Source organism: Methylobacterium carpenticola, from assembly GCF_042748905.1.
GTDB lineage: Bacteria > Pseudomonadota > Alphaproteobacteria > Rhizobiales > Beijerinckiaceae > Methylobacterium > Methylobacterium carpenticola.
In genome coordinates, this window is sequence record NZ_JBHZEO010000001.1 from 4,581,243 (window position 1) to 4,601,582 (window position 20,340).

General features: G+C 72.0%; 15 protein-coding genes. 7 read left to right on the plus strand and 8 right to left on the minus strand.

All coding sequences use genetic code 11. The annotated features are described in order from the left end of the window. Window positions 1-37 precede the first annotated feature (37 nt). The 8 genes from recJ to ACE101_RS21325 form a co-directional block, all read right to left on the minus strand. Window positions 38-1,831 (minus strand): single-stranded-DNA-specific exonuclease RecJ, encoded by a 1,794-nt coding sequence (gene recJ / locus ACE101_RS21290; protein WP_379133755.1) that lies wholly within the window; start codon window positions 1,829-1,831, stop codon window positions 38-40. Window positions 1,832-1,991: 160 nt separating this feature from the next. After that, the gene (locus ACE101_RS21295; RefSeq protein ID WP_379133758.1) at window positions 1,992-3,392 is read right to left on the minus strand and encodes an NAD(P)(+) transhydrogenase (Re/Si-specific) subunit beta; all 1,401 of its coding nucleotides are present in this window, start codon (window positions 3,390-3,392) and stop codon (window positions 1,992-1,994) included. Between the two features lie 4 nt (window positions 3,393-3,396). After that, window positions 3,397-3,846: a proton-translocating transhydrogenase family protein gene (locus tag ACE101_RS21300; protein ID WP_379133760.1), complete on the minus strand. Its 450-nt coding sequence runs from the start codon at window positions 3,844-3,846 to the stop codon at window positions 3,397-3,399. A gap of 17 nt (window positions 3,847-3,863) precedes the next feature. Further along, window positions 3,864-5,003: a Re/Si-specific NAD(P)(+) transhydrogenase subunit alpha gene (locus ACE101_RS21305; RefSeq protein WP_379133761.1), complete on the minus strand. Its 1,140-nt coding sequence runs from the start codon at window positions 5,001-5,003 to the stop codon at window positions 3,864-3,866. Between the two features lie 219 nt (window positions 5,004-5,222). After that, a complete protein-coding gene (locus tag ACE101_RS21310; RefSeq protein ID WP_379133764.1) occupies window positions 5,223-5,516 on the minus strand; it encodes an aa3-type cytochrome c oxidase subunit IV in 294 nt (97 codons plus the stop codon). 145 nt (window positions 5,517-5,661) lie between these two features. Next, the gene (locus tag ACE101_RS21315; RefSeq protein ID WP_379133767.1) at window positions 5,662-7,023 is read right to left on the minus strand and encodes an ABC1 kinase family protein; all 1,362 of its coding nucleotides are present in this window, start codon (window positions 7,021-7,023) and stop codon (window positions 5,662-5,664) included. Window positions 7,024-7,132: 109 nt separating this feature from the next. Continuing rightward, complete coding sequence (locus ACE101_RS21320; RefSeq protein ID WP_379133770.1) at window positions 7,133-7,444, minus strand: metal-sensitive transcriptional regulator; 312 nt, start codon at window positions 7,442-7,444, stop codon at window positions 7,133-7,135. Window positions 7,445-7,823: 379 nt separating this feature from the next. Continuing rightward, a complete protein-coding gene (locus tag ACE101_RS21325; protein WP_379133773.1) occupies window positions 7,824-9,674 on the minus strand; it encodes a M3 family oligoendopeptidase in 1,851 nt (616 codons plus the stop codon). Between the two features lie 308 nt (window positions 9,675-9,982). Between ACE101_RS21325 and ACE101_RS21330 the strand changes: the two genes are divergently transcribed. The 7 genes from ACE101_RS21330 (at window position 9,983) to ACE101_RS21360 (ending at window position 20,316) form a co-directional block, all read left to right on the plus strand. Continuing rightward, window positions 9,983-11,470, plus strand: a complete 1,488-nt coding sequence (locus ACE101_RS21330) for a sigma-54-dependent transcriptional regulator (protein WP_379133775.1) — start codon at window positions 9,983-9,985, stop codon at window positions 11,468-11,470. Window positions 11,471-11,642: 172 nt separating this feature from the next. After that, window positions 11,643-13,571, plus strand: a complete 1,929-nt coding sequence (locus tag ACE101_RS21335) for a L,D-transpeptidase family protein (protein ID WP_379133778.1) — start codon at window positions 11,643-11,645, stop codon at window positions 13,569-13,571. Window positions 13,572-13,729: 158 nt separating this feature from the next. Then, a complete protein-coding gene (locus ACE101_RS21340; RefSeq protein WP_379133780.1) occupies window positions 13,730-15,232 on the plus strand; it encodes a peptidoglycan L,D-endopeptidase MepK in 1,503 nt (500 codons plus the stop codon). 97 nt (window positions 15,233-15,329) lie between these two features. After that, window positions 15,330-16,295, plus strand: coding sequence for an ABC transporter ATP-binding protein (locus ACE101_RS21345; RefSeq protein ID WP_379133782.1), 966 nt, complete (start codon window positions 15,330-15,332; stop codon window positions 16,293-16,295). Then, window positions 16,292-17,479, plus strand: a complete 1,188-nt coding sequence (locus ACE101_RS21350; RefSeq protein ID WP_379133785.1) for an ABC transporter permease — start codon at window positions 16,292-16,294, stop codon at window positions 17,477-17,479. Before ACE101_RS21345 ends, ACE101_RS21350 begins: the two co-directional genes overlap by 4 nt. Window positions 17,480-17,650: 171 nt before the next feature. Further along, entirely contained in the window at window positions 17,651-18,634 is a 984-nt protein-coding gene (locus tag ACE101_RS21355) for an MBL fold metallo-hydrolase (RefSeq protein WP_379133788.1), read from the plus strand. 152 nt (window positions 18,635-18,786) lie between these two features. Continuing rightward, complete coding sequence (locus ACE101_RS21360) at window positions 18,787-20,316, plus strand: phytoene desaturase family protein (protein ID WP_379133789.1); 1,530 nt, start codon at window positions 18,787-18,789, stop codon at window positions 20,314-20,316. Window positions 20,317-20,340: the final 24 nt, after the last annotated feature.

The window sequence follows — 20,340 nt, forward strand, 5'->3', positions numbered from 1 at the left end:
GGTACCCCGGGGGTGTCAAGCGGGAAGACGGGGCCTCTCACGAGGCCTCTGCCGCATCGCACAGGCGCAGTTGCACCCGGTCTCCGCCGCGCCAGCGGTCGCGGGCGAGGGTGCCGGCGGCGTGGATGTCCCGGCCGATGCCGCGCAGGAGCAGCTGGCCGAGCGGGCCCTCGGCGGCCCGAAAGGCGATCGCTCCGACCGTGACGCCGTCCCGCCCGCGCAGCTGGGCCTTGACATGGCCGGTGCCGACGATGCGCGCATCGGCAATCCGGTGGCGGGCGAGCGCGAAGACCGGCTCCGGCGCGCCCTGGCCGAAGGGACCGGCCCGCTCCACCGCGTCGACGAGATCGGGCTGCACGCCGCCGGCCGAGAGCACGCCGTCGATGAGAAGCGCCTGCGCCGCCCGTGCGTCCCCCACCGCGGCGGCGAGATCCCGGATGAGCCCGTCGCGGAAGCGGTCGAGATCGACGGCGGCGAGCGTCACGCCCGCCGCCATGGCGTGGCCGCCGCCCTTGGCGGCGAGGCCCGATTCCACCGCCCGCCGCACCGCGCAGCCGAGATCGGCGCCGATGATCGAGCGCCCCGATCCGGTCGCCGTGCCGTCCTCGCGCAGCGCGAAAGCGAAGGCCGGGCGGCCGAAACGCTCCTTCAGCCGCGCGGCGATCAGGCCGACCACGCCCGGATGCCAGTCGGGGCTGCCGGCAACGATCACCGGCTGGTCGGGATCCCGCTCCAGGCGCAGCGCCATCAGAGCCTCGGCCTCGGCCACGGCGGCGGCCTCGATGGCCTGCCGCTCGCGGTTGAGCTGATCGAGCTGCGCGGCGATGCCGGCCGCCTCGATCGGATCCTCGCAGAGGAGGAGCCGCGCCCCGAGGGTCGAATCGCCGATCCGCCCGCCGGCATTGATGCGCGGGCCGACGAGGAAGCCGAGATGCCAGGCCTGCGGCGCCTCCGCGAGGCCCGCCGCGTCGAGGAGCGCCGCGAGGCCGAGCCGGCCGCGCCCGCGCATCACCGCGAGGCCCTGGCGCACGAAGGCCCGGTTGAGACCCGACAGGGGCACCACGTCGGCGACGGTGGCGAGCGCCACGAGATCGAGACCGCCCAACAGATCGGGAAGGTCGATGCCGTCCCGGCGCAGGCGCCGCTTGAGCGCCACCAGGGTGAGGAAGACCACCCCCGCCGCGCAGAGATGGCCGAGCCCCGAGAGGTCGTCCAGCCGATTCGGGTTCACCACGGCGCGGGCCGGCGGCAGCGTCTCGGGCGCGCCGTGATGGTCGAGGACCAGTACGTCGAGCCCGAGACGCGCCGCCTCCGCCAGGGGCGCGTGTCCGGCCGTGCCGCAATCCACCGTGACGAGGAGGCTCGCTCCCTCTTCGGCCAGGACGCGGATGGCCTCGATGTTGGGGCCGTAGCCCTCGGTGATCCGGTCCGGGATGTGGAGCCGGAAGGGCACGCCGAGGTCGCGCAGCGTCCCGGCGAGGAGGGCCGCGCTCGCCGCCCCGTCGACGTCGTAATCGCCGAAGATCGCGACCTTCTCGCGCTTCAGCACCGCGGCGGCGAGACGGTCGGCCGCCGCCTCCATGTCGAGGAGCACGCCGGGATCCGGCATCAGGTCGCGCAGGCGCGGCTCCAGGAAGCCCGGGACCTCCGCCGGGGCCACGCCGCGGCCGGCGAGCACCCGGGCCAGCACCTCCGGCAGGCCGTGGCTCTGCGCGATGGTGACGGCCGCCGCCTGGGGGCCGGCCTCGCCGCAGCGGTCGCGCCAGGGGCGGCCGAGCACGGAGCGGTGGACGTCGAGGAGCGGGCGCGGAAGGTCGATGAGCGTGGTCACGGGTGCAATCTAGCGGGATTCCCGCCCGCCCGCTGCCGCAGCCGGGCGACACCGGCGAGCCTCGACGCGCCCCGGCTCGGATCCGGCTCCCTCGATGCGGGACCGCAAATAAGAAGCGGGGCCGCAAGGCCCCGCTTCGCTTCGCCGTGTCGAGCCCGCGTCAGAGGCTCTTGACGATCTCGTCGACCACCTTCTTGGCGTCGCCGAACAGCATCATGGTGTTGTCGCGGAAGAAGACCTCGTTCTCGACGCCCGCATAGCCGGAGCCCATGCCGCGCTTGATGAACAGCACGGTCTTGGCCTTCTCCACGTCGAGGATCGGCATGCCGAAGATCGGCGATTGCGGATCGGTCTTGGCGGCCGGGTTGGTGACGTCGTTGGCGCCGATCACGAAGGCCACGTCCGCCTGCGGGAACTCGCCGTTGATGTCCTCCAGCTCGAACACCTCGTCGTAGGGCACGTTGGCCTCGGCGAGGAGCACGTTCATGTGGCCCGGCATGCGGCCCGCCACCGGATGGATGGCGTACTTGACCTCGACGCCCTCCTTCTTGAGCTGGTCGGCCATCTCGCGCAGGCTGTGCTGGGCCTGCGCCACCGCCATGCCGTAGCCCGGCACGATGATGACCTTGGCGGCGTTCTTCATGATGAAGGCCGCGTCGTCCGCCGAGCCCTGCTTCACCGGCCGCGTCTCGACCTGTCCGCCGCCGGCCGCCGCGGCCGAATCGCCGCCGAAACCGCCGAGGATGACCGAGATGAACGAGCGGTTCATCGCGTGGCACATGATGTAGGACAGGATCGCGCCCGACGAGCCCACGAGCGAGCCCGTGATGATCAGCGCGAGGTTGCCCAGCGTGAAGCCGATGCCCGCCGCGGCCCAGCCCGAGTAGGAGTTGAGCATCGACACGACGACCGGCATGTCGGCGCCGCCGATCGGGATGATCAGGAGCCCGCCCAGCGCGAAGGACAGGATCACGATCAGCCAGAAGATGACCTTGCTCTCGTTGGCGATGAAGGTCGCCAGCAGCACGACGAGGAGCAGGCCGAGCACGATGTTGATCAGGTGCCGCTGCGGCAGCATGATCGGCTTGCCCGACATCCGGCCGTCGAGCTTGAGGAAGGCGATCACCGAGCCCGTGAAGGTGATGGCGCCGATGGCGACGCCGAGCCCCATCTCGAACAGCGACTGCTTGTGGATGTGGCCGCCTTCCAGGATGTTGAAGGCCTGCGGCGCGTAGAGGGCGCCGGCCGCCACCGCGACGGCCGCGAGGCCGACGAGGGAGTGGAAGGCCGCCACCAGCTGCGGCATCGCCGTCATCGGCACGCGCTTGGCGATCACCGCACCGGCGCCGCCGCCGATGCCGAGCCCGAGCAGCACCAGGATCCAGGCTCCGAAGCCGGCCGGCGGATGGCCGATCAGCGTGGTCAGGATGGCGATCGCCATGCCCACCATGCCGTACAGGTTGCCCTGCCGGGAGGTGGTCGGGTGCGACAGCCCCCGCAGCGCCATGATGAACAGGACGCCGGCGACGATGTAGAGAAGGGACGAAACGTTCTCCGACATCGCGTCACGCCTTCTTCTTGTACATGGCGAGCATGCGCTGGGTGACGAGGAATCCGCCGAAGATGTTCACGCTCGCGAAGACGAGGCCGAGGAAGCCGAAGAAGCGAGCGATCCCGGTCCCCTTCTCGATCAGCGGAACGCCGACGGCGAGGAGCGCACCGACCACGATCACCGAGGAGATCGCGTTGGTGACGGACATGAGCGGGGTGTGGAGGGCCGGGGTCACCGACCAGACCACGTAGTAGCCGACGAAGATCGCCAGCACGAAGATCGCGAGGCGGAACACGGTCGGGTCGACCGCGCCGTGGGTGACGGCCGCGATGCCGTGGCCCGCCGCATCGGCGATGGCCTGGGCTTGGTCGGCGGCCTTGGCCGCGATGTCGGCGGCGGTGCGGGCGGCGGCCGCGGCCGCGCGGGCCTGCTCGGCCGCCTGGTCTGGAGGAAGCGTCGCCATGAAGGTCTCCGCGGGGATCAGGCTTTGGGCTGGAAGTTCGGGTGGACGACGGCGCCGTCGCGCGTCAGGCAGGTCGCCTTGACGAGTTCGTCGTCCCACTTCACGGCGAGACTCTTCGAGGCCTTGTCGACCAGGGTCTCGACGAAGGCGTAGAGGTTGCGCGCGTAGAGGCTCGACGAGGTGGCGGCGAGGCGGCCCGGAACGTTGGCGTAGGCCACGATCTTCGCGCCGTTCGGGGTCTCGACGATCTCGTCCGCCTTGGCGCCCTCGACGTTGCCGCCGCGCTCCACCGCGAGGTCGACCAGGACCGATCCGGGCTTCATCGCCGCGACCATGTCGGCGGTCACGAGCTTCGGAGCGGGACGGCCGGGGATCAGCGCCGTGGTGATGACGATGTCCTGCTTGGCGATGTGGCTCGCCACCAGCTCCGCCTGCTTGCGGCGGTACTCGGCCGACATCTCCTTGGCGTAGCCGCCGGCCGTCTCGGCCTGCTTGAACTCCTCGTCCTCGACGGCGATGAACTTCGCGCCGAGCGACTCCACCTGCTCCTTGGCGGCGGGGCGCACGTCGGTCGCGGTCACCACCGCGCCGAGGCGCCGGGCGGTCGCGATGGCCTGGAGGCCGGCCACGCCCGCCCCCATCACGAAGATGCGGGCCGCCGGCACGGTGCCGGCCGCGGTCATCATCATCGGGAGCGCACGGCCGTAGACCGCGGCGCCGTCCACCACAGCGCGGTAGCCCGCGAGGTTCGCCTGGCTCGACAGGACGTCCATGACCTGGGCGCGGGTAATGCGCGGCATCAGTTCCATGGCGATCGCCGAGACGCCCGCATCGGCCAGGCCCTTGAGCTCGGCCTCGTGGCCGTAGGGGTCCATGATGCCGATGACGAGCGCACCGCGCTTGAGGCCCGCGAGCTCCGCTGCCGCCGGCCGGCGCACGCGCAGGACGATGTCGGCATCGCCCGCCGCATGGCCGGCATCCGGCGCGATGGTGGCGCCGACCGCCTCGAACTCGCTGTCGGGAATTCCGGCCTTCGCCCCCGCCCCCGCCTGGACGGTCACATCGGCGCCGAGAGCCTTGTATTTCTTGACCGTCTCGGGGATCGCCGCGACGCGCGGCTCCGCCGGGTCGGTCTCGGATAGCACCGCGATCCGCATCCATCTATCCTTCGGTCACATGGCAAGAACAGCTGCCGACGACGCCGGCGCTGAGGGGAGACCCACACGACCGTAGAGCTGATTCCTCCCGCCAAGATTGGCTCTAGTTGATTTTGGCGGGCTTTGAAAGCGGGGCATCGCTGTTGGTATACATAATACAAAAGCCGCTGCCGGCCCGGCAGCGGCTTTCCGCGCATTTCGTGCGGTGGATGAGGCCGATCAGTAGAAGGCGAGGAGCCCGGCGAGCACCAGGGCGACCGCCGCGGGCGCCCTCCAGCCGAGCTTCGGCGCCAGCGCGCCGACCGCGCCGGCGATGCCCGACACCACGACGCCGAGAATCGCCGTCAGCCACGCCTCGCGGATGCCGCCGATGGCGAGCGAGAGCACCCAGCAGATCACGACCGTGGTCGCGATCTCGACGAAGCGCACGAAGCCGCGATAGGTCGCCTCGTGCGTGGCGCCGTCCATGGCGTGACCGTAGACGTCGTGGGAGGCGTGGTTGGTGCTAGCCATTCTGCGGGGCCCTGGTCTTCTGGCTGTTTGGAGGCGCTTTAGCGCATGGTCAGGGTTGCGGCAATGCGGCTGCGCCCGGCGGCGCCACCCCCATTCGGATGAGCCGCCGGCCGCGGCGAGGCGGGATTAAGATCGGGTTCCGGCCTCATGCCGGCTGCGGAAGCTTGGCGGCGTCGAGCACCGTCCTCTGGCGTTCCGCCAGTTCGTCGAGGGAGAAGCGGTCGATCTCGGCCTCGAACAGGCGGTGGTAGTTGAGTTCGGAGCGCAGGTGCAGGAACACCGCGCCGAGCCCCACCGCCGCCCGGTCCATGAACACGAACTCGCGCGGCACCGTCACCGGACCCCGCTCCTTGAGCGCGCGATGCACCTCGAAGGCTTGGCGCCGGCCATACTCGCCCGGTTTCACCCCGTCCGCCACCGTGCGCACCCGGTCCTCCAGCAGCGGGCCGTAGATGAACCGCGCCCAGATGTTGAGGATGTCGATGAGTTCGCGGTTCAGCTTGCGGAATCCCCAGCTCTCATAGGCATGGACGATCCGCTCCCGGTCGTTGTGCAGGAGGCCGCGGTAGAGGTCCACGACGCCGCCGACGAAGCGCGGGTGGAAGATGCGGATGCAGCCGTAATCGAGCAGGTTGATGCCCTGCGGCTCGCCGCCCTCCGAGAACACCGTGTAGTTCCCGAGATGGGGATCGCCGTGGATGACGGCGGCGCGGCTGAAGGGGTGCCACCACGCCTTGAACATGGCGTGGGCGAGCCGGTTGCGGATCTCCAGCGGGCCCTGCGCGAAGGCGAGGATCTTCTCGCCCTCGAGCCAGCCGAGCGTGAGCAGGCGCTTGGTGGAGAGGGCAGGATGCACGACGGGGACCCGCACGGTGGCGACGTCGCGCAGGACCTCGCCGTAGAGGACCGCGTGCTTGGCCTCGCGCTGGTAATCGAGCTCCTCGCGCACCCGGTCGCCGATCTCCTTGGCGATCTCCCGGGTGTCGATGGCGATGCGCAGCCGGCGGTGGAGCGCGAAGGCGAGTTCGAGCTGCTTGAGATCCGCCTCCACGGCGGATTGCATGTCCGGATACTGGAGCTTGCAGGCGAGGGGCTCGCCCTCGCGCGTCGTCGCGCGGTGGACCTGTCCGAGGGAGGCGGCGGCGGAGGGCTTGAGGTCGAAGCTGCCGAAGCGGCCCTGCCAGTCGGGCCCGAGCTCGGCCATCATGCGGCGCTTGACGAAGGCCGCCCCCATCGGGGGAGCCTCGGATTGGAGCTTCTGGAGTTCCTGCGCGTATTCGGGCGGCAGCAGGTCGGGCACCGTGGCGAGGAGCTGCGCCACCTTCATGATCGGCCCCTTCAGGCCCCCGAGGGCCTGGGCCAGGGCGGCGGCGTTCGACAGGTCCTCGCCCTTCAGCCCGAGCAGGCGGGTGCCCGCCATGCGGGCCGCGACGCCGCCCATGTTGGCCCCGACCCGGGCGTAGCGGGCGGCGCGAGCGGAGAAGCGGTTGGCCTCGGTGTCGGACATGCGCGGGGAACTCGGGGGACGGCGTTGGCTCCCCTGAGATAAGGCTCGCCGACGGCGGCGCTAGGCCACCGGGCGGGATGGTCGCACCGGGGCGTCAGGCTTGCCTCAGTCAGGCTTGCCTCAGCGCTGCGCGCAGCACCCGGATCATCTCCTCGACGGCGCCGTCATGGTCTTGACTCCGCACGGCGTAGTTCACGGAGGCGTCGAGATGATCGCTGATCAGTTGCAGCGCCGCCTCCCGGACCGCGGCCGTGATGGCGTTCATCTGCTGCACCTCGTCCAGGCAGTAGCGGTCCTCCTGGACCATCGACTGAAGGCCGCGGACCTGTCCCTCGATGCGCTTGAGCCGCTGCAGGACCGGCCGCTTCTCCTCGTCGGTGCGGCGGATCTGAAGGCGCCCGTCCTGGTAGGTGTAGTCCATGACCATCCGATCCGATTCGCCCGCGGTCATCATATGACGAGGTCGCGGCGGAGTGCTCGCTGCGTAGGGACGATCGCCTTCTGTCTCTACGGAACTCGGACCGATCGGATATTTCCACCCCGGTGGTCAAGACCGATCGCTCGAAACGTGCAAGGAAACGGTCAAGTATGCTCGCGGCCGTGCCTGGTCGGCGACAGACGCCCCGAGCGATCCCTCTCGTCCGGATGAGCGCGTCCCAAGGCAGCGTGGCAGTCGTCGCGCTCCGGGCCGCGCCCCCGTCCGCGTCAGCCCGGAGCATTGCCGGCTGCGGGGCCCCCGCGAAACCTCGCGAAAGGACCGCGCCCGGCAACGAGACCACGGCGGAAGCGGGCGCGCCGCGTCAGACCTCCATGCCTTCGAGCTCCGCGATCATGCCCTCGATCATCGACAGGCCGATCTGCCAGAAGGCGGGATCGCGCGCATCGAGCCCGAACGGCGCGAGAAGCTCGCCGTAGGGCCGGGTTCCGCCCGCCGACAGCAGGGCGAAGTAGCGGTCGACGAAGCCCTCCTCGGCCTTCTGGTAGACACCGTAGAGCGAGTTCACGAGGCAGTCGCCGAAGGCGTAGGCGTAGACGTAGAAGGGCGAGTGGATGAAGTGCGGGATGTAGGCCCAGAAGGGCTCGTAGCCCGCATCCAGCCGGATCGCCGGCCCGAGGCTCTCGGCCTGGACGGACATCCAGAGGGCGCAGATCTGCTCGGCGGTGAGTTCGCCCTCGCGGCGGGCGATGTGGAGCTTGCGCTCGAAGACGTAGAAGGCGATCTGCCGCACCACGGTGTTGATCATGTCCTCGACCTTGGCGGCGAGGAGCGCCCGGCGCTGGACGGGCTCGGTGGTGGCGTCGAGCACGCGGCGGAAGGTCAGCATCTCGCCGAACACGCTCGCGGTCTCGGCGAGCGTCAGGGGCGTCGGCGCCATCAGCGCGCCGTTGCCCGCGGCGAGCACCTGATGCACGCCGTGCCCGAGCTCGTGGGCGAGCGTCATCACGTCGCGCGGCTTGCCCTGGTAGTTCACCAGCACGAAGGGATGGGCCGAGGGCACGGTCGGGTGCGCGAAGGCGCCCGGCGCCTTGCCGGGCCGCACGGGCGCGTCGATCCAGCCGCCGTCGAAGAAGCGCCGGGCGATCTCCGCCATCCTGGGCGAGAAGGCGCCGTAGGCGGAGAGCACCGTCTCGCGCGCCTCGGCCCAGGCGATGGTGCGCTGCTCGACCTTGGGGAGCGGCGCGTTGCGGTCCCAGTAGGCGAGGCTGTCGCGGCCGAACCAGCGCGCCTTGAGCCGGTAGTAGCGGTGCGAGAGGCGCGGATAGGCCTGGGTCACCGCCTCCACGAGGGCCGCCACCACCTCGGGCTCGACCCGGTTGGCGAGGTGGCGGGAATCCGCCACATCCCCGAACCGGCGCCAGCGGTCCGAGATCTCCTTGTCCTTGGCCAGGGTGTTGGTGACCAGGGTGAAGACCCGGAGATTCGCCCGGAAGACGCCGCTCAGCGCCTCCGCAGCCTCGCGGCGCACGTCCTCGTCGGCATCCTGAAGCTTGTTGAGGGTCGGCTCCAGGGTGAGCTGCTCGCCGTGAACGGGAAAGCGCAGGGAGGCGATCGTCTCGTCGAACAGACGGTTCCAGGCGGCGCGGCCGGTGACCGACTTCTCCAGGAGCAGCCGCTCCAGCTCGTCGCCGAGCTGGTGGGGCTTCTCGCGGCGGATATCCTCGATCCAGGGCCGGTAATGCGCCAACGGCGGCACGGCCGTCGCCGCGTCGAGCACGTCGTCGGGCACCCGGTTGAGTTCGAGGGTGAAGAACAGGAGGTCGCTCGACGCCGCGGTCAGCCGCTCCTGGGTGTCGCCGTAGAACTTGGCCCGGGCCGGATCGGTGGTGTCGCCGGAATAGACGAGGCCGGCATAGGACATCAGCCGGCCCATGAGATCCTCCAGGGACTCGTAGGCGGCGACCGCGGTCCCGAGCCGGTCGGAGGCGCCCTCCCCGGCCGCCAGGGCGGCGATCCGGCCCTGGTAGCTCTCGGCGAAGGACCGGCACTCGGCCTCGGCCCGGGCGAGGTCGCGCGCGAAGGCGGGATCGTCGGTTCCCGCATAGAGGTCCGAGAGGTCCCACTCGGGCAGAGGGCCGAGATCGACGGCGCGTGCCGTGGCCTGGGCCGCGCTCAGGGTGCTGTCCGTCGGCGCGGCGGCTCGGGTCGGCATGGGCTCTCGTCCTCTCTTGGCAATCGGCGACGATCGCGGGTGCGATCAGCCCCGTCATATCGGCAGCCCGGGGCCGGCGATCAACCGAGCGATCCTCGCAATGCGGTGAGCATCCGGCGCGGAAGCCGCAAGACCGAAGGAGGATGTCGCCGCGGCAACGATCCGTTGGCGTTAATCGGCACTTTACGGTTGTGGGCGAGGATCCGGCTCGAAACGAAACAGTCACGCGAGTCGGCACCGCGGATGCAGGGCCGGGCCACGACGCCCTTCGCCCCGCCCGCTGCCTTCGCCCAGCCGAAAGGGACAGGATGTCGACCACGGTGCTGATCGTCGATGACGATCCCGTGCAACGGCGCCTCGCGGAGGCGATGGTCCGGCGTCTCGGCTTCGAGGCGATGGTGGCCGAGGGGGGCGAGGCGGCGCTCTCGGCCCTGCGCCTGCCGGATGCGGGCATCGACGTGGTGCTGCTCGACCTCGTGATGCCCGGCGGCCTCGACGGGCTCGGCGTGCTGGCCGAGATGCGCAGGAGCGGGATCGACACGCCCGTCATCGTCCAGACCGCCAACGGCTCCATCGACACCGTGGTCACGGCGATGCGGGCGGGCGCCATCGACTTCGTGGTCAAGCCCGCCGGCGCCGAGCGCCTGCAGGTCTCGATCAAGAACGCCCTGCAAGTCGACCAGCTGCAGGACGAGATCCGGCGCATGCGCCGGCGCGCCTCGGGGGCGCTGACCTTCAAGGACCTGACCTCGAAGAGCCCCGACATGGGCCGGATCATCCGGCTCGCCGAGCGGTCGGCGAAGTCGAACATCCCGGTGCTGATCGAGGGCGAGTCCGGCGTCGGCAAGGAGGTGCTGGCCCGCGCCATCCAGGGCTCGGGCGAGCGGCGCGGCAAGCCCTTCGTCACGGTCAATTGCGGCGCGATCCCCGACAACCTCGTGGAATCGACCCTGTTCGGCCACGAGAAGGGCGCCTTCACGGGCGCGACCGAGCGCCATGTCGGCAAGTTCGTCGAGGCCTCGGGAGGCACGCTGTTCCTCGACGAGATCGGCGAACTGCCCCTCGACGCCCAGGTCAAGCTGCTGCGCGCCCTCCAGGAGGGCGAGGTCGATCCGGTCGGCGGGCGCAAGAGCGTGCGGGTCGACATCCGCCTGATCTCGGCCACCAACCGCTCGCTCCTCGACCTCGTCAAGCAGGGCCGGTTCCGCGAGGATCTCTACTACCGGCTCAACGTCTTCCCGATGACCCTGCCGCCGCTGCGGGCGCGCCGCGAGGACATCCCGGACCTCGCCCGCTCCTTCTGCGCGCGCTTCGCGGCCGAGGAGGGCAAGCGGGTGCGCGGCTTCACCGCCGAGGCGATGGCGCTGATCACCCGCTACGACTGGCCCGGCAACGTGCGCCAGCTCGAGAACGCGCTGTTCCGCGCCGTGGTGCTGGCGGATGGCGACGAGCTGACCGTGGCGGAATTCCCGCAGATCGCCGCGCAGGTCGAGGGTTTCGACGTGCGCATCCCGGCGGCGCCGAGCCTGCCCGAGGCGATGGCCGCCGCAGCGCCCCTGCGCGAGATCGTCCGCGTCGAGGTGCGCGATCCCCACGCCATCTCCCTCGTCGCCGAGGAGACCGGCGAGATGAAGACCATGGAGGGCCTGGAGGGCGAGATCATCCGCTACGCCCTGCAATTCTACCGCGGACGGATGTCGGAGGTCTCCCGCCGCCTCGGCATCGGGCGCTCGACGCTCTACCGCAAGCTCAAGGACCTCGGGATCGACGAGGACAAGGCGGACGACGCCGCCTGATCCGAGAAACGACGGCCGTGGGCCGGGACATCTTCGCGCCTCAACTGTTCCATACCGGGAGCGCGAGGCATGTGCGCGAGGGCACGCCTTATTGGGGCGCGTCCCCTAGCTTAAGTATCGGTAGAGTGACGATTCGCGGCCGGTGCCCGGCGGCGTGTTCCAGGAGACGATCATGCTCCCCAGGCGCAGGGCCTCCGCGCTGGTCGCGGTGCTGATGGCGGGAGCCGCGAGCCTCGCCGGTGCGCGGGCGCAGGAGGCCGCGTCGAGCCCGCCCGCGACCGCGCCGGCGGCTCCCACCGCCTCAGAGGCGCCCGCTCCCGCAGCGCCGACGGCCGCCGAGGCCCCGGCCCCGATTCAGGCACCCGAGCCGCCGGCCCAGGCCGCGGAGGCGCAGAAGCCCCCGCTGCCCGACGATCCGGTGGCGTCGGCGATCGCCACCAAGCTCGCCGACACCAATGTGCCGCTGCTGCGCCGCGTCGGCCGCAAGGAGCGGGAGGCGCTCCAGGCCTTCTACGCCCTCGGCGCCTTCAAGCCGGTCTGGATCGCGGACGGCGCCTGGACCGACGCGGCCAAGGCCGTGATCGCCCGCCTCGGCGCCGCCGGGGAGGACGGGCTCGATCCCCTCGACTACCCGACGCCGCTCCTCGGCCTGCCGACCCGGGCCCCCGAAGACCTCGCCGAGGCGGACCTGAAGCTCTCCGCCGCCGCCGCGCTCTATTCCCGGGACGCGCGGGGCGGCCGCATCGAGCCCTCGCGGCTGTCGCGCCTGATCACCCCGAAGCTCGACCTGCCCTCCGCGGACGCGGTGCTGCCGCGGCTCGCCGCCGCCGGGACCGGGGCCAACGCCCTGCTGCAATCCTACAACCCGGCCCAGCCCGGCTTCCTCGCCCTGAAGGCGAAGCTCGCGGCCCTGCGCGCCCAGCAGCCCGGCGGCGCCGGGCCGATGGTGCGCCTGCCCAAGGGCCCGACCCTGAAGCCCGGGATGCGCGACGCCCGCGTCCCGCTGATCCGCGCCCGGTTCGGCCTCGGGGCCGCCGACGACGCCACCGCCTACGACGCCGCGGTGGCGGGCGCCGTCGAGCGCTTCCAGCGCGAGCGGGGCCTCGCCGCCACCGGGCAGCTCAACCCGCAGACCGTGGCGGCCCTCGCCGGCCCCTCCCCGGGCCGGCAGGAGGCGGATCTCCTCGCCAACATGGAGCGCTGGCGCTGGCTGCCGGCCGATCTCGGCAAGACCTTCGTCTGGGTCAACATCCCCGAACTCAAGGTGCGGGTGATGACCGGCACGCGGGTGCTGGACGAGGCCCGGGTGATCGTCGGCAAGCCGGATTCGCCGACCCCGGTCTTCTCCGGCGAGATGACCTACGCGGTGGTCAATCCGTCCTGGAACGTGCCGCCCTCGATCCTCAAGAACGAGTTCCTGCCGCGGCTCGCCAAGGACCCGAACTACGCCGCCCGGCTCGGCTATGAGGTCGTGCGGCGGGGCAACAGCATCGCGGTCCGCCAGCCGCCGGGCGAGCGCAACGCCCTCGGCTTCATCAAGTTCATGTTCCCGAACGACCACGCGGTCTACCTGCACGACACGCCCAACCGCACGCTCTTCGCGCGGAGCAGCCGGGCGCTCAGCCACGGCTGCGTGCGCGTGGACGACCCGTTCCGCTTCGCCCAGGTGGTGCTCGGCCCGACTTGGCCGACCGAGCGGCTCAAGAAGCTCATCGGCAAGGGCGAGCGCACCGTGATGCTGCCCGAGAAGCTGCCGGTCCACCTCGCCTACTTCACCCTGGTGGCGGACGAGGGCGGGAGCCTGCGCCAGTACGACGACCTCTACGGCATCAACGCCCGGGTGAAGGTGGCGCTCGGCCTCTCGAGCGAGGCGCCGCCCGCGCCGGAGGCCGCCCGCAAGCCGAAGGCGAAGCCCGTCCCGGCGGCCGCCCCCGCACCGCGCGCCCCCGTCCCGGTGCGCGAGGCGCGGCCGAGCCGCGCCGTCGCCCAGGCGCCCCGGCGCACGCGCCCCATCGCCACGGCGAGCCCCGGCGTGGTGCAGCCGGCCCCCGACTATGACGAGGCGCCCGCACCCGCGGCCCCGCGCTTCGGCTGGTGGTGAGCCGGCGGGCAACCGGTTCGGACAACAACCTGTGGACGCCCGGGCCCTTCGCCACACGGCCGACTTTTGGCCACGGTTAAGGCTTAACCACCACCGCAAGGGGAGACGGGGCTGGCGGTAACCGTCCTTTCACGGTTCTCGGCAACCCTGCGTTCACCATGGCGGCCGCCGCAATCGCGGCGGGACGGGGGGCGGAGACGAACGTGCGAGCGCTGCTGCGGACCGGCTGCCGGACGGCGGCGCCCTCTCTCCGACCGGCCTGGCGCCGGGCCGGCCTCGCCGCGATCGTCGCGACCGTGCTGATCGGCGGGAGCCGTGGCACTCAGGACGCTGCCGCCAACGGCGACACCCGCACGCTCACGATCATTCACGAGCACACCAAGGAGAGCGCGACCATCACCTTCAAGCGGGATGGACGCTACGACCGGGCGGCGCTCGAACAGCTCAACTGGCTCCTGCGCGACTGGCGCATCGACGAGCCGACCAAGATGGACCCGCGCCTCTTCGACGTGGTGTGGGAGGCCCACCGCGCCACCGGCTCCCAGGACGCGATCCACATCGTCTCGGCCTACCGATCGCCGCAAACCAACGCGGCCCTGCGCCGCCGCTCCCGCGCCGTCGCCGAGCACAGCCAGCACATGCTCGGCAAGGCGATGGATTTCTACCTGACCGACGTCTCGGTGGACCAGATCCGCGAGATCGGCATGCGCATGCAGCGCGGCGGCGTCGGCTGGTATCCGCACGCCTACAATCCGTTCGTGCATCTCGATGTCGGGTCGGTGCGCGCGTGGCCGCGGATGCCCTACGACCAGCTCGCCCGGCTGTTCCCGGACGGGCGCACCGTGCACCTGCCGCGGGACGGCCGCCCCCTCCCCGGCTACGAGCAGGCGAAGGCCGAGATCCTCGCCCGCGGCGGCTCGGTGCTGGGCTACGGCCAAGCGGTCGCCGCCGTCGACGAGGAGGACAGCCCGAACGTCGTCGGCCAGTTCTTCAGCTTCCTGTTCGGCGGCGGGTCGAAGCCGTCGCCGGCCCCCGCACCGCAGGCGCCCCAGCGTGTGCGCCCGGTGGTCCTGGCGAGCGCGGCGCCGGACGATGCGGGCACCCGCGGCGTCCTGGCCTACGCGCCGCAGCCGGATCCGCGCGCCGGAATGCCCGTGCGCGACGCGCCGGTCCCGGTCGCACCCGCGGAGCCCGCTCCCGTCGCCGCGGCCCCCGCGCCCGAACCCGCTCCCGCCGAGCCGGGCGCGCCGCTGCCGCCGCGCCGGCCGGCCGAGTTCGCCGCCCTGGCGGACGCCCTCGTCGCGGTGCCGCTGCCGCCCGAGCGGCCGGCCTCGATCCAGATCGCCTCGGCGGATCCGGCAGCGCTCGGACCGCTGATCGCGCCGCGTCCGGCGCCCGCCCGCTCCCCCGCCGCCGAGGCGGCCGCGGGCGACGCCAAGGCGCAACTGCGCGCCCTCTTCGCCGCGGCGGCGGATCCGGCAGCCGCGCAGGGCCGGACCGTGCGCCTCACCCAGGCCCGCACGGCGCCGCGCGGGACCCCGCCCGCCGGGCTCGTCGCCGCCCCTGCCGGCGGCGTCGCCCTCCGCTTTCAGCCGCGCGGGCCCGAGGAGGTCGATGCCGGCCGCTTCTCCGGCCCCGCCGTGAAGCCGGGCGCACGCTGACCGGATCGGCTCCGCCGCCCATCCGGATTCCCGATGGGCCGTGGGCGCGAAACCGGGCACAGTGTTCCGCCCCCTGCTCGGACCGGCAGCGATTTCCGTGAGCGCATCGTCCCCCTCGCCCGCCGCGCTCGTCCGAGACCTCGCCTTCGCCTATCGGGGCCTGCCGGTGCTCGACGGGGTGGAACTGGCGGTGCGGCCGGGCGAGATCCTGGCCCTGCTCGGTCCCAACGGCGCCGGCAAGACCAGCCTGATGCGGCTCCTCGCCGGGCGCCTGTCTCCGGGGCGCGGCGCGGTCCGGGTGCTGGGCGGCGATCCCGCCGCCGATCCGGCGGTCCGGCGCGGGATCGGCTGGGTGCCGCAGGAGATCGCGCTCTATCCCCGCCTGACCGTGCGCGAGAATCTCGACGTGTTCGCGCGGCTCGCTGGCCTGAAGCGGGCCGCCCGCGCCCCGGCGGTGGCGCGGGCCCTGGAGCGCACCGGCCTCGGCGCGGTGGAGGGCAAGCTCGTCGGCCTGCTCTCCGGCGGCTATCAGCGGCGCACCAACATCGCGGCGGCCCTGCTGGCGGAGCCGCGCGTCATCCTGCTCGACGAGCCGACCCAGGGCATCGACCGGGCGGCGCGCACGGCGATCCATGCGGTGCTCGGGCGCCTGCGCGGCGCGGGCGCCGCCATCCTGCTCGCCACCCACGACTTCGCGGAGGCCGAGCGGCTCGCCGACCGCGTCGCCTTCCTGCGCGACGGGCGCATCCGGCTCGACGGCCGGCTCGACACGCTCCTCGCCACCCTGCGCTCAGGGCCGCCCGAGCACGAGGCGGCCCTGAGCGACCCGGCCGGGCCGGCCGCCGCCGCGGCCCTGCGCGCCGCGGGCTTCCATCCGGCCGGGGCCCTGACGTGGCGCGCCGCCGATGCGGTGGCGGGCGGGCGCGACGGGGCGGCGCTCCTCGATTACCTGCGCAGGGCCGGCGTGCCGGTGCGCGAGATCCGGGTGCGCGAGCCGGGGCTCGAAGCGCTCTATCTCGACGTGGTCGGCGTCGCTCCCGCGGTGGAGGCCGAGAGCCGATGATCGCCGCCGCCTTCCGGGTGATGCTGCTCACGCTGCTGCGCGACCGGGCCGCCCTGACGATGGCCTTCGTGCTGCCGACCGTGATCTTCTCGGTCTTCGCCGCGATCTTCTCCGGCGCGGTCGGCGACCGGGTCCGCATCCATCTCGGCCTCCTCGACGAGGCGCGCACCGCGACCACGCGGCGCCTCGCCGCCGCCCTGGAGGCCGATCCGGCCCTGCGCGTCGGCCGCCTCGACGGCGACGCGGTGGCGGCGGTCCGGCGCGGCGAGGTCGACGTCGCCCTCGTCCTGCGCGGCGATCTCGCGGCGGGAGCGGCCGGCACCACGGCCGGGGCGCCGCTCCTCCTCGTGGAGAACCCGGCCCGGGCGCTGGCCACGCCGATCGCGCTCGGCCAAGTGCAGCGCGTGCTGAACGAATCGCTGCCCGACGTGGTGCTGTCGCGGGTGGTGGCCGACGTCGAGCGCACGGGCAAGATCGGCGCGGACGAGCGCGCCTTCCTCGACCGGACCTTCGCGGAGAGCCGGGAGCGGCACGAGGCCTTCTCCTTCGCCGCGCTCGTGGAGCGGCTCTCGACCGCGCGGGCCGGCAGCAACGACCGGGTGAGCTACTATGCCGGGGCCATCGCCGCGGTCTTCCTGCTGTTCGCCGCCATGCAGGGGGCGCTCTCCCTGGTGGACGAGCGCCAGTCCGGCATCGCCGACCGGCTGGCGGCGGGGCCGGGCGGCCTGTCGGTGGTGGTGCTCGGCAAGTTCCTGTTCCTGGTCGTGCAGGGCCTGGGCCAGGGGGCGGTGATCTTCGCGGCGGCCGCCCTGCTCCACGGCGTCTCGATCGGCCCGCAATTCCTGCCCTGGCTGGTCACCGGCATCCTCGTCTCGGCCATGGCGGCGGGGCTCGCCCTCGCGGCCTGCGCGGCCGCGCGCACCCGCCAGCAGGCGCATCTCGTCTCGACCTTCGGCGTGCTGCTCCTGTCGGCGGTCGGCGGCAGCATGGTGCCCCGTTTCCTGATGCCGCCCTGGCTGCAGAGCCTCGGCTGGTTCACGCCGAACGCCTGGGCGATCGAGGCCTATCAGAGCGCGCTCGGCGAGGGCGCGGCGGCGGCCTGGCCCGCCTGGGGCGTGCTCGCCGCCATCGCCGCCGCGGGGCTCGCCGCTGCGGTGGCGCTGGTATCCCGGCGCGCCGCGTGAGGCCGCTCTTCCGCACGGCGCGGGGCGCCTGACCCTGCGACAACCCGGTTTGACAACCGGGCGGGAGCGGCCGACAAAGATCGCCCCGCAGAGGTTCAGGCCGCCCCGGCCGACGGCATCCCGTCGACCACCGCGCGCATAATGAACCCCCGGGACAGCGTGGAGGAAACCATGACGATCGGGTTTGACCATCCGAGCCGGCGCGGCCTCGTGCTCGGCGCGGCGGCGGCGGCCATGACGGCGGGCCTCTCGACCGCAACGCGCGCCAAGGCGCCGATGCTGCGGACGCAAAGCCCCTATTACTACCGCTTCAGCCTCGGCGACGCCGAGGCGACGATGGTGTCGGACGGCACGCTGCCGCTCGGCGATCCCCATACCAACTTCCTCGGCCTCAGCCCGGCCGAGATGGACGCCCAGCTCACCACCAACTTCCTGCCGCTCTCGAACGCCATCCTCGAGCAGAACATCCTCATCCTCAACACCGGCAACCGGATGGTGCTGTTCGACACCGGCATGGGCTCGCTCAAGCTCTTCGGCCCGACCACCGGCAAGCTGCTCGCCACGATGCGGCAGGCCGGCATCGACCCGAAGGACATCGACGCCGTGGTGATGAGCCACGCCCATGTCGATCATTGCGGCGGCTGCGTCGCCGACGACGGCACCTCCAACTTCCCCAACGCCCAGTTCTACATCTCGCAGGCCGATTTCGAGTACTGGACCGACCCGTCCAAGGTCCCGGCCTCCATGCCCGCCTTCCTCGACACGGCGCGCAAGAACCTGCTGCCGATCCGCGACCGGCTGGTCTTCTACAAGGACGGCCAGGAATTCCTGCCCGGCATCCAGGCCCTGGCGGCGCCCGGCCACACGATCGGCCACACGATCTTCATGATCACCTCGGGCAAGGACAACCTCTGCTACCTCGGCGACCTGACGCACCACCCGGTGCTCCTGATGGAGAAGCCCCTCACCGAGTTCGCCTACGACACCGACCCGAAGCAATCGGCGCAGTCGCGGCTGCGGATGCTGACCATGCTGGCGCAGAACCGCATCCCGATCCTGGCCTATCACTTCGCGTGGCCCGGGATCGGCCACGTCGCGGCGAACGGCCAGGGCGGCTTCCGGTACTACCCGCAGGCCATGAAGATGGAACTCTAGCCCCGCGCCCGCGGCCTCGACCGGGCCCGCTCCCGGGTCGCGATGGGACGCGCTTCCCGCCGCACCGGTATCCCCTTCGGCGCGGAGCGCTCTAGCTCCCCGGAATGGCGCGCGCCGTTCCGGGCTGCCGCGCCGCGGGAGTGACGTCCGTGATGCGGTCTGGGTCGGCGGTCGCCGTGGTCGGCGGAGGGTTGGGTGGTCTGGCGGCGGCCTGCGTGGCGGCCGCCCGCGGCCATGCGGTGACGCTCTACGACAAGAATCCCTGGCTCGGCGGCAAGGCCGCCCTGCTCCAGGAGGGCGGCTTCCGCTTCGACATGGGGCCGACCATCCTCACCGTGCCGCGGGTGCTGGAGCGCATCTTCGCCGAGGCCGGGCGCTCGGTGCACGATTACATGGACCTGCGGCGGCTCGACCCGCAATGGCGCTGCTTCTTCGACGACGGCAGCCGCATCGACCTCGTGGAGGATGTCGGCCGGATGGCGGCCGAGATGGACCGCTTCGTTCCCGGCGCCGGCGCGGGCGAGGGCTACCGCCGCTTCATCGACGTCTCCGAGCACCTGCACGGCATCTCGGAGAAGTTCTTCTTCTGGAAGCCGGTCGAGGACCTGTTCGACACCATCAACATCCGGGCGAACATGAATCCCGGCACGCTGCGCGACGTGCTCTCGCTGCGCATGCACGCCTCCGTCGCCAGCACGATCCGCGGCAAGGTGCGGGACGCGCGCCTCGCCCAGATGCTCGATCACTTCGTGCAATATGTCGGCTCCTCGCCCTACGGGGCGCCGGCCGTCCTCTGCGCCATCGCCCACATGCAGACCGCCGAAGGCGTCTGGTATCCGATGGGCGGCACGCGCGCCGTGGCCGAGGGGCTGATGCGGCTCGCCACCGATCTCGGCGCGACCCTGAAGCCCGACAGCGAGGTCGAGGGGCTGGCGATCGAGAACGGCGCCGTCACGGGCCTGCGCACCCGGGACGGCCTCGCCCGCTACGACCGGGTGATCTCGAACATGGATTCGGTGCGCACCTACCGCGAACTCGTCGGCGGCGAAGTCGGCCGCACCTACGAGCGCAGGAGCTTCGAGCCGGCCTGCTCGGGCGTGGTGCTCTATCTCGGCCTCGACCGGCGCTACGAGCACCTCGCCCACCACGATTTCGTGTTCTCGCGCGACCCCGAGGAGGAGTTCGACGCGATCTACAAGAAGGGCGAGCCTGCCCCCGACCCGACCGCCTATCTGGCGGCGCCGAGCGTCACCGACCCCTCGGTCGCCCCCGCGGGCGGGGAGGCGCTCTACGTCCTCGTGCACACGCCCTATCTGCGCCCGCACCACGACTGGTCGCAGATGCTGCCGGCCTACCGGCGGGTGATCCTCGACAAGCTCAAGCGCACCGCCGGCCTCCACGACATCGAGGACCGCATCGTGGTCGAGCGGCACCTGACGCCGGCCGACATCCACGCCCGCTACAAGGTGCTCAACGGGGCGATCTACGGGCTCGCCTCGCATGGCCGGATCATGGGGGCGTTCAAGCCCGGCAACCGCTCGCGCGCGGTGCGCGGGCTCTACCTCGCGGGCGGGGCGGCCCATCCCGGCCCCGGCATGCCCATGGTGATGATGTCCGGCTGGATCGCCGCCGACGCCATGGACCAGGATGCCCGCGGCGAGGCCCTGCGGACCGCCTCGTGAGGGACGCGGCCGCCGATCCGACCG

What these genes read in the sequence shown, in the direction of transcription:
- ACE101_RS21295 (WP_379133758.1), bottom strand. Translation starts at nt 3,392, where the DNA reads ATGTCGGAGAACGTTTCGTCCCTTCTCTACATCGTCGCCGGCGTCCTG.
- ACE101_RS21300 (WP_379133760.1), bottom strand. Translation starts at nt 3,846, where the DNA reads ATGGCGACGCTTCCTCCAGACCAGGCGGCCGAGCAGGCCCGCGCGGCC.
- ACE101_RS21305 (WP_379133761.1), bottom strand. Translation starts at nt 5,003, where the DNA reads ATGCGGATCGCGGTGCTATCCGAGACCGACCCGGCGGAGCCGCGCGTC.
- ACE101_RS21310 (WP_379133764.1), bottom strand. Translation starts at nt 5,516, where the DNA reads ATGGCTAGCACCAACCACGCCTCCCACGACGTCTACGGTCACGCCATG.
- ACE101_RS21315 (WP_379133767.1), bottom strand. Translation starts at nt 7,023, where the DNA reads ATGTCCGACACCGAGGCCAACCGCTTCTCCGCTCGCGCCGCCCGCTAC.
- ACE101_RS21320 (WP_379133770.1), bottom strand. Translation starts at nt 7,444, where the DNA reads ATGGACTACACCTACCAGGACGGGCGCCTTCAGATCCGCCGCACCGAC.
- ACE101_RS21325 (WP_379133773.1), bottom strand. Translation starts at nt 9,674, where the DNA reads ATGCCGACCCGAGCCGCCGCGCCGACGGACAGCACCCTGAGCGCGGCC.
- ACE101_RS21330 (WP_379133775.1), top strand. Translation starts at nt 9,983, where the DNA reads ATGTCGACCACGGTGCTGATCGTCGATGACGATCCCGTGCAACGGCGC.
- ACE101_RS21335 (WP_379133778.1), top strand. Translation starts at nt 11,643, where the DNA reads ATGCTCCCCAGGCGCAGGGCCTCCGCGCTGGTCGCGGTGCTGATGGCG.
- ACE101_RS21340 (WP_379133780.1), top strand. Translation starts at nt 13,730, where the DNA reads ATGGCGGCCGCCGCAATCGCGGCGGGACGGGGGGCGGAGACGAACGTG.
- ACE101_RS21350 (WP_379133785.1), top strand. Translation starts at nt 16,292, where the DNA reads ATGATCGCCGCCGCCTTCCGGGTGATGCTGCTCACGCTGCTGCGCGAC.
- ACE101_RS21355 (WP_379133788.1), top strand. Translation starts at nt 17,651, where the DNA reads ATGACGATCGGGTTTGACCATCCGAGCCGGCGCGGCCTCGTGCTCGGC.
- ACE101_RS21360 (WP_379133789.1), top strand. Translation starts at nt 18,787, where the DNA reads ATGCGGTCTGGGTCGGCGGTCGCCGTGGTCGGCGGAGGGTTGGGTGGT.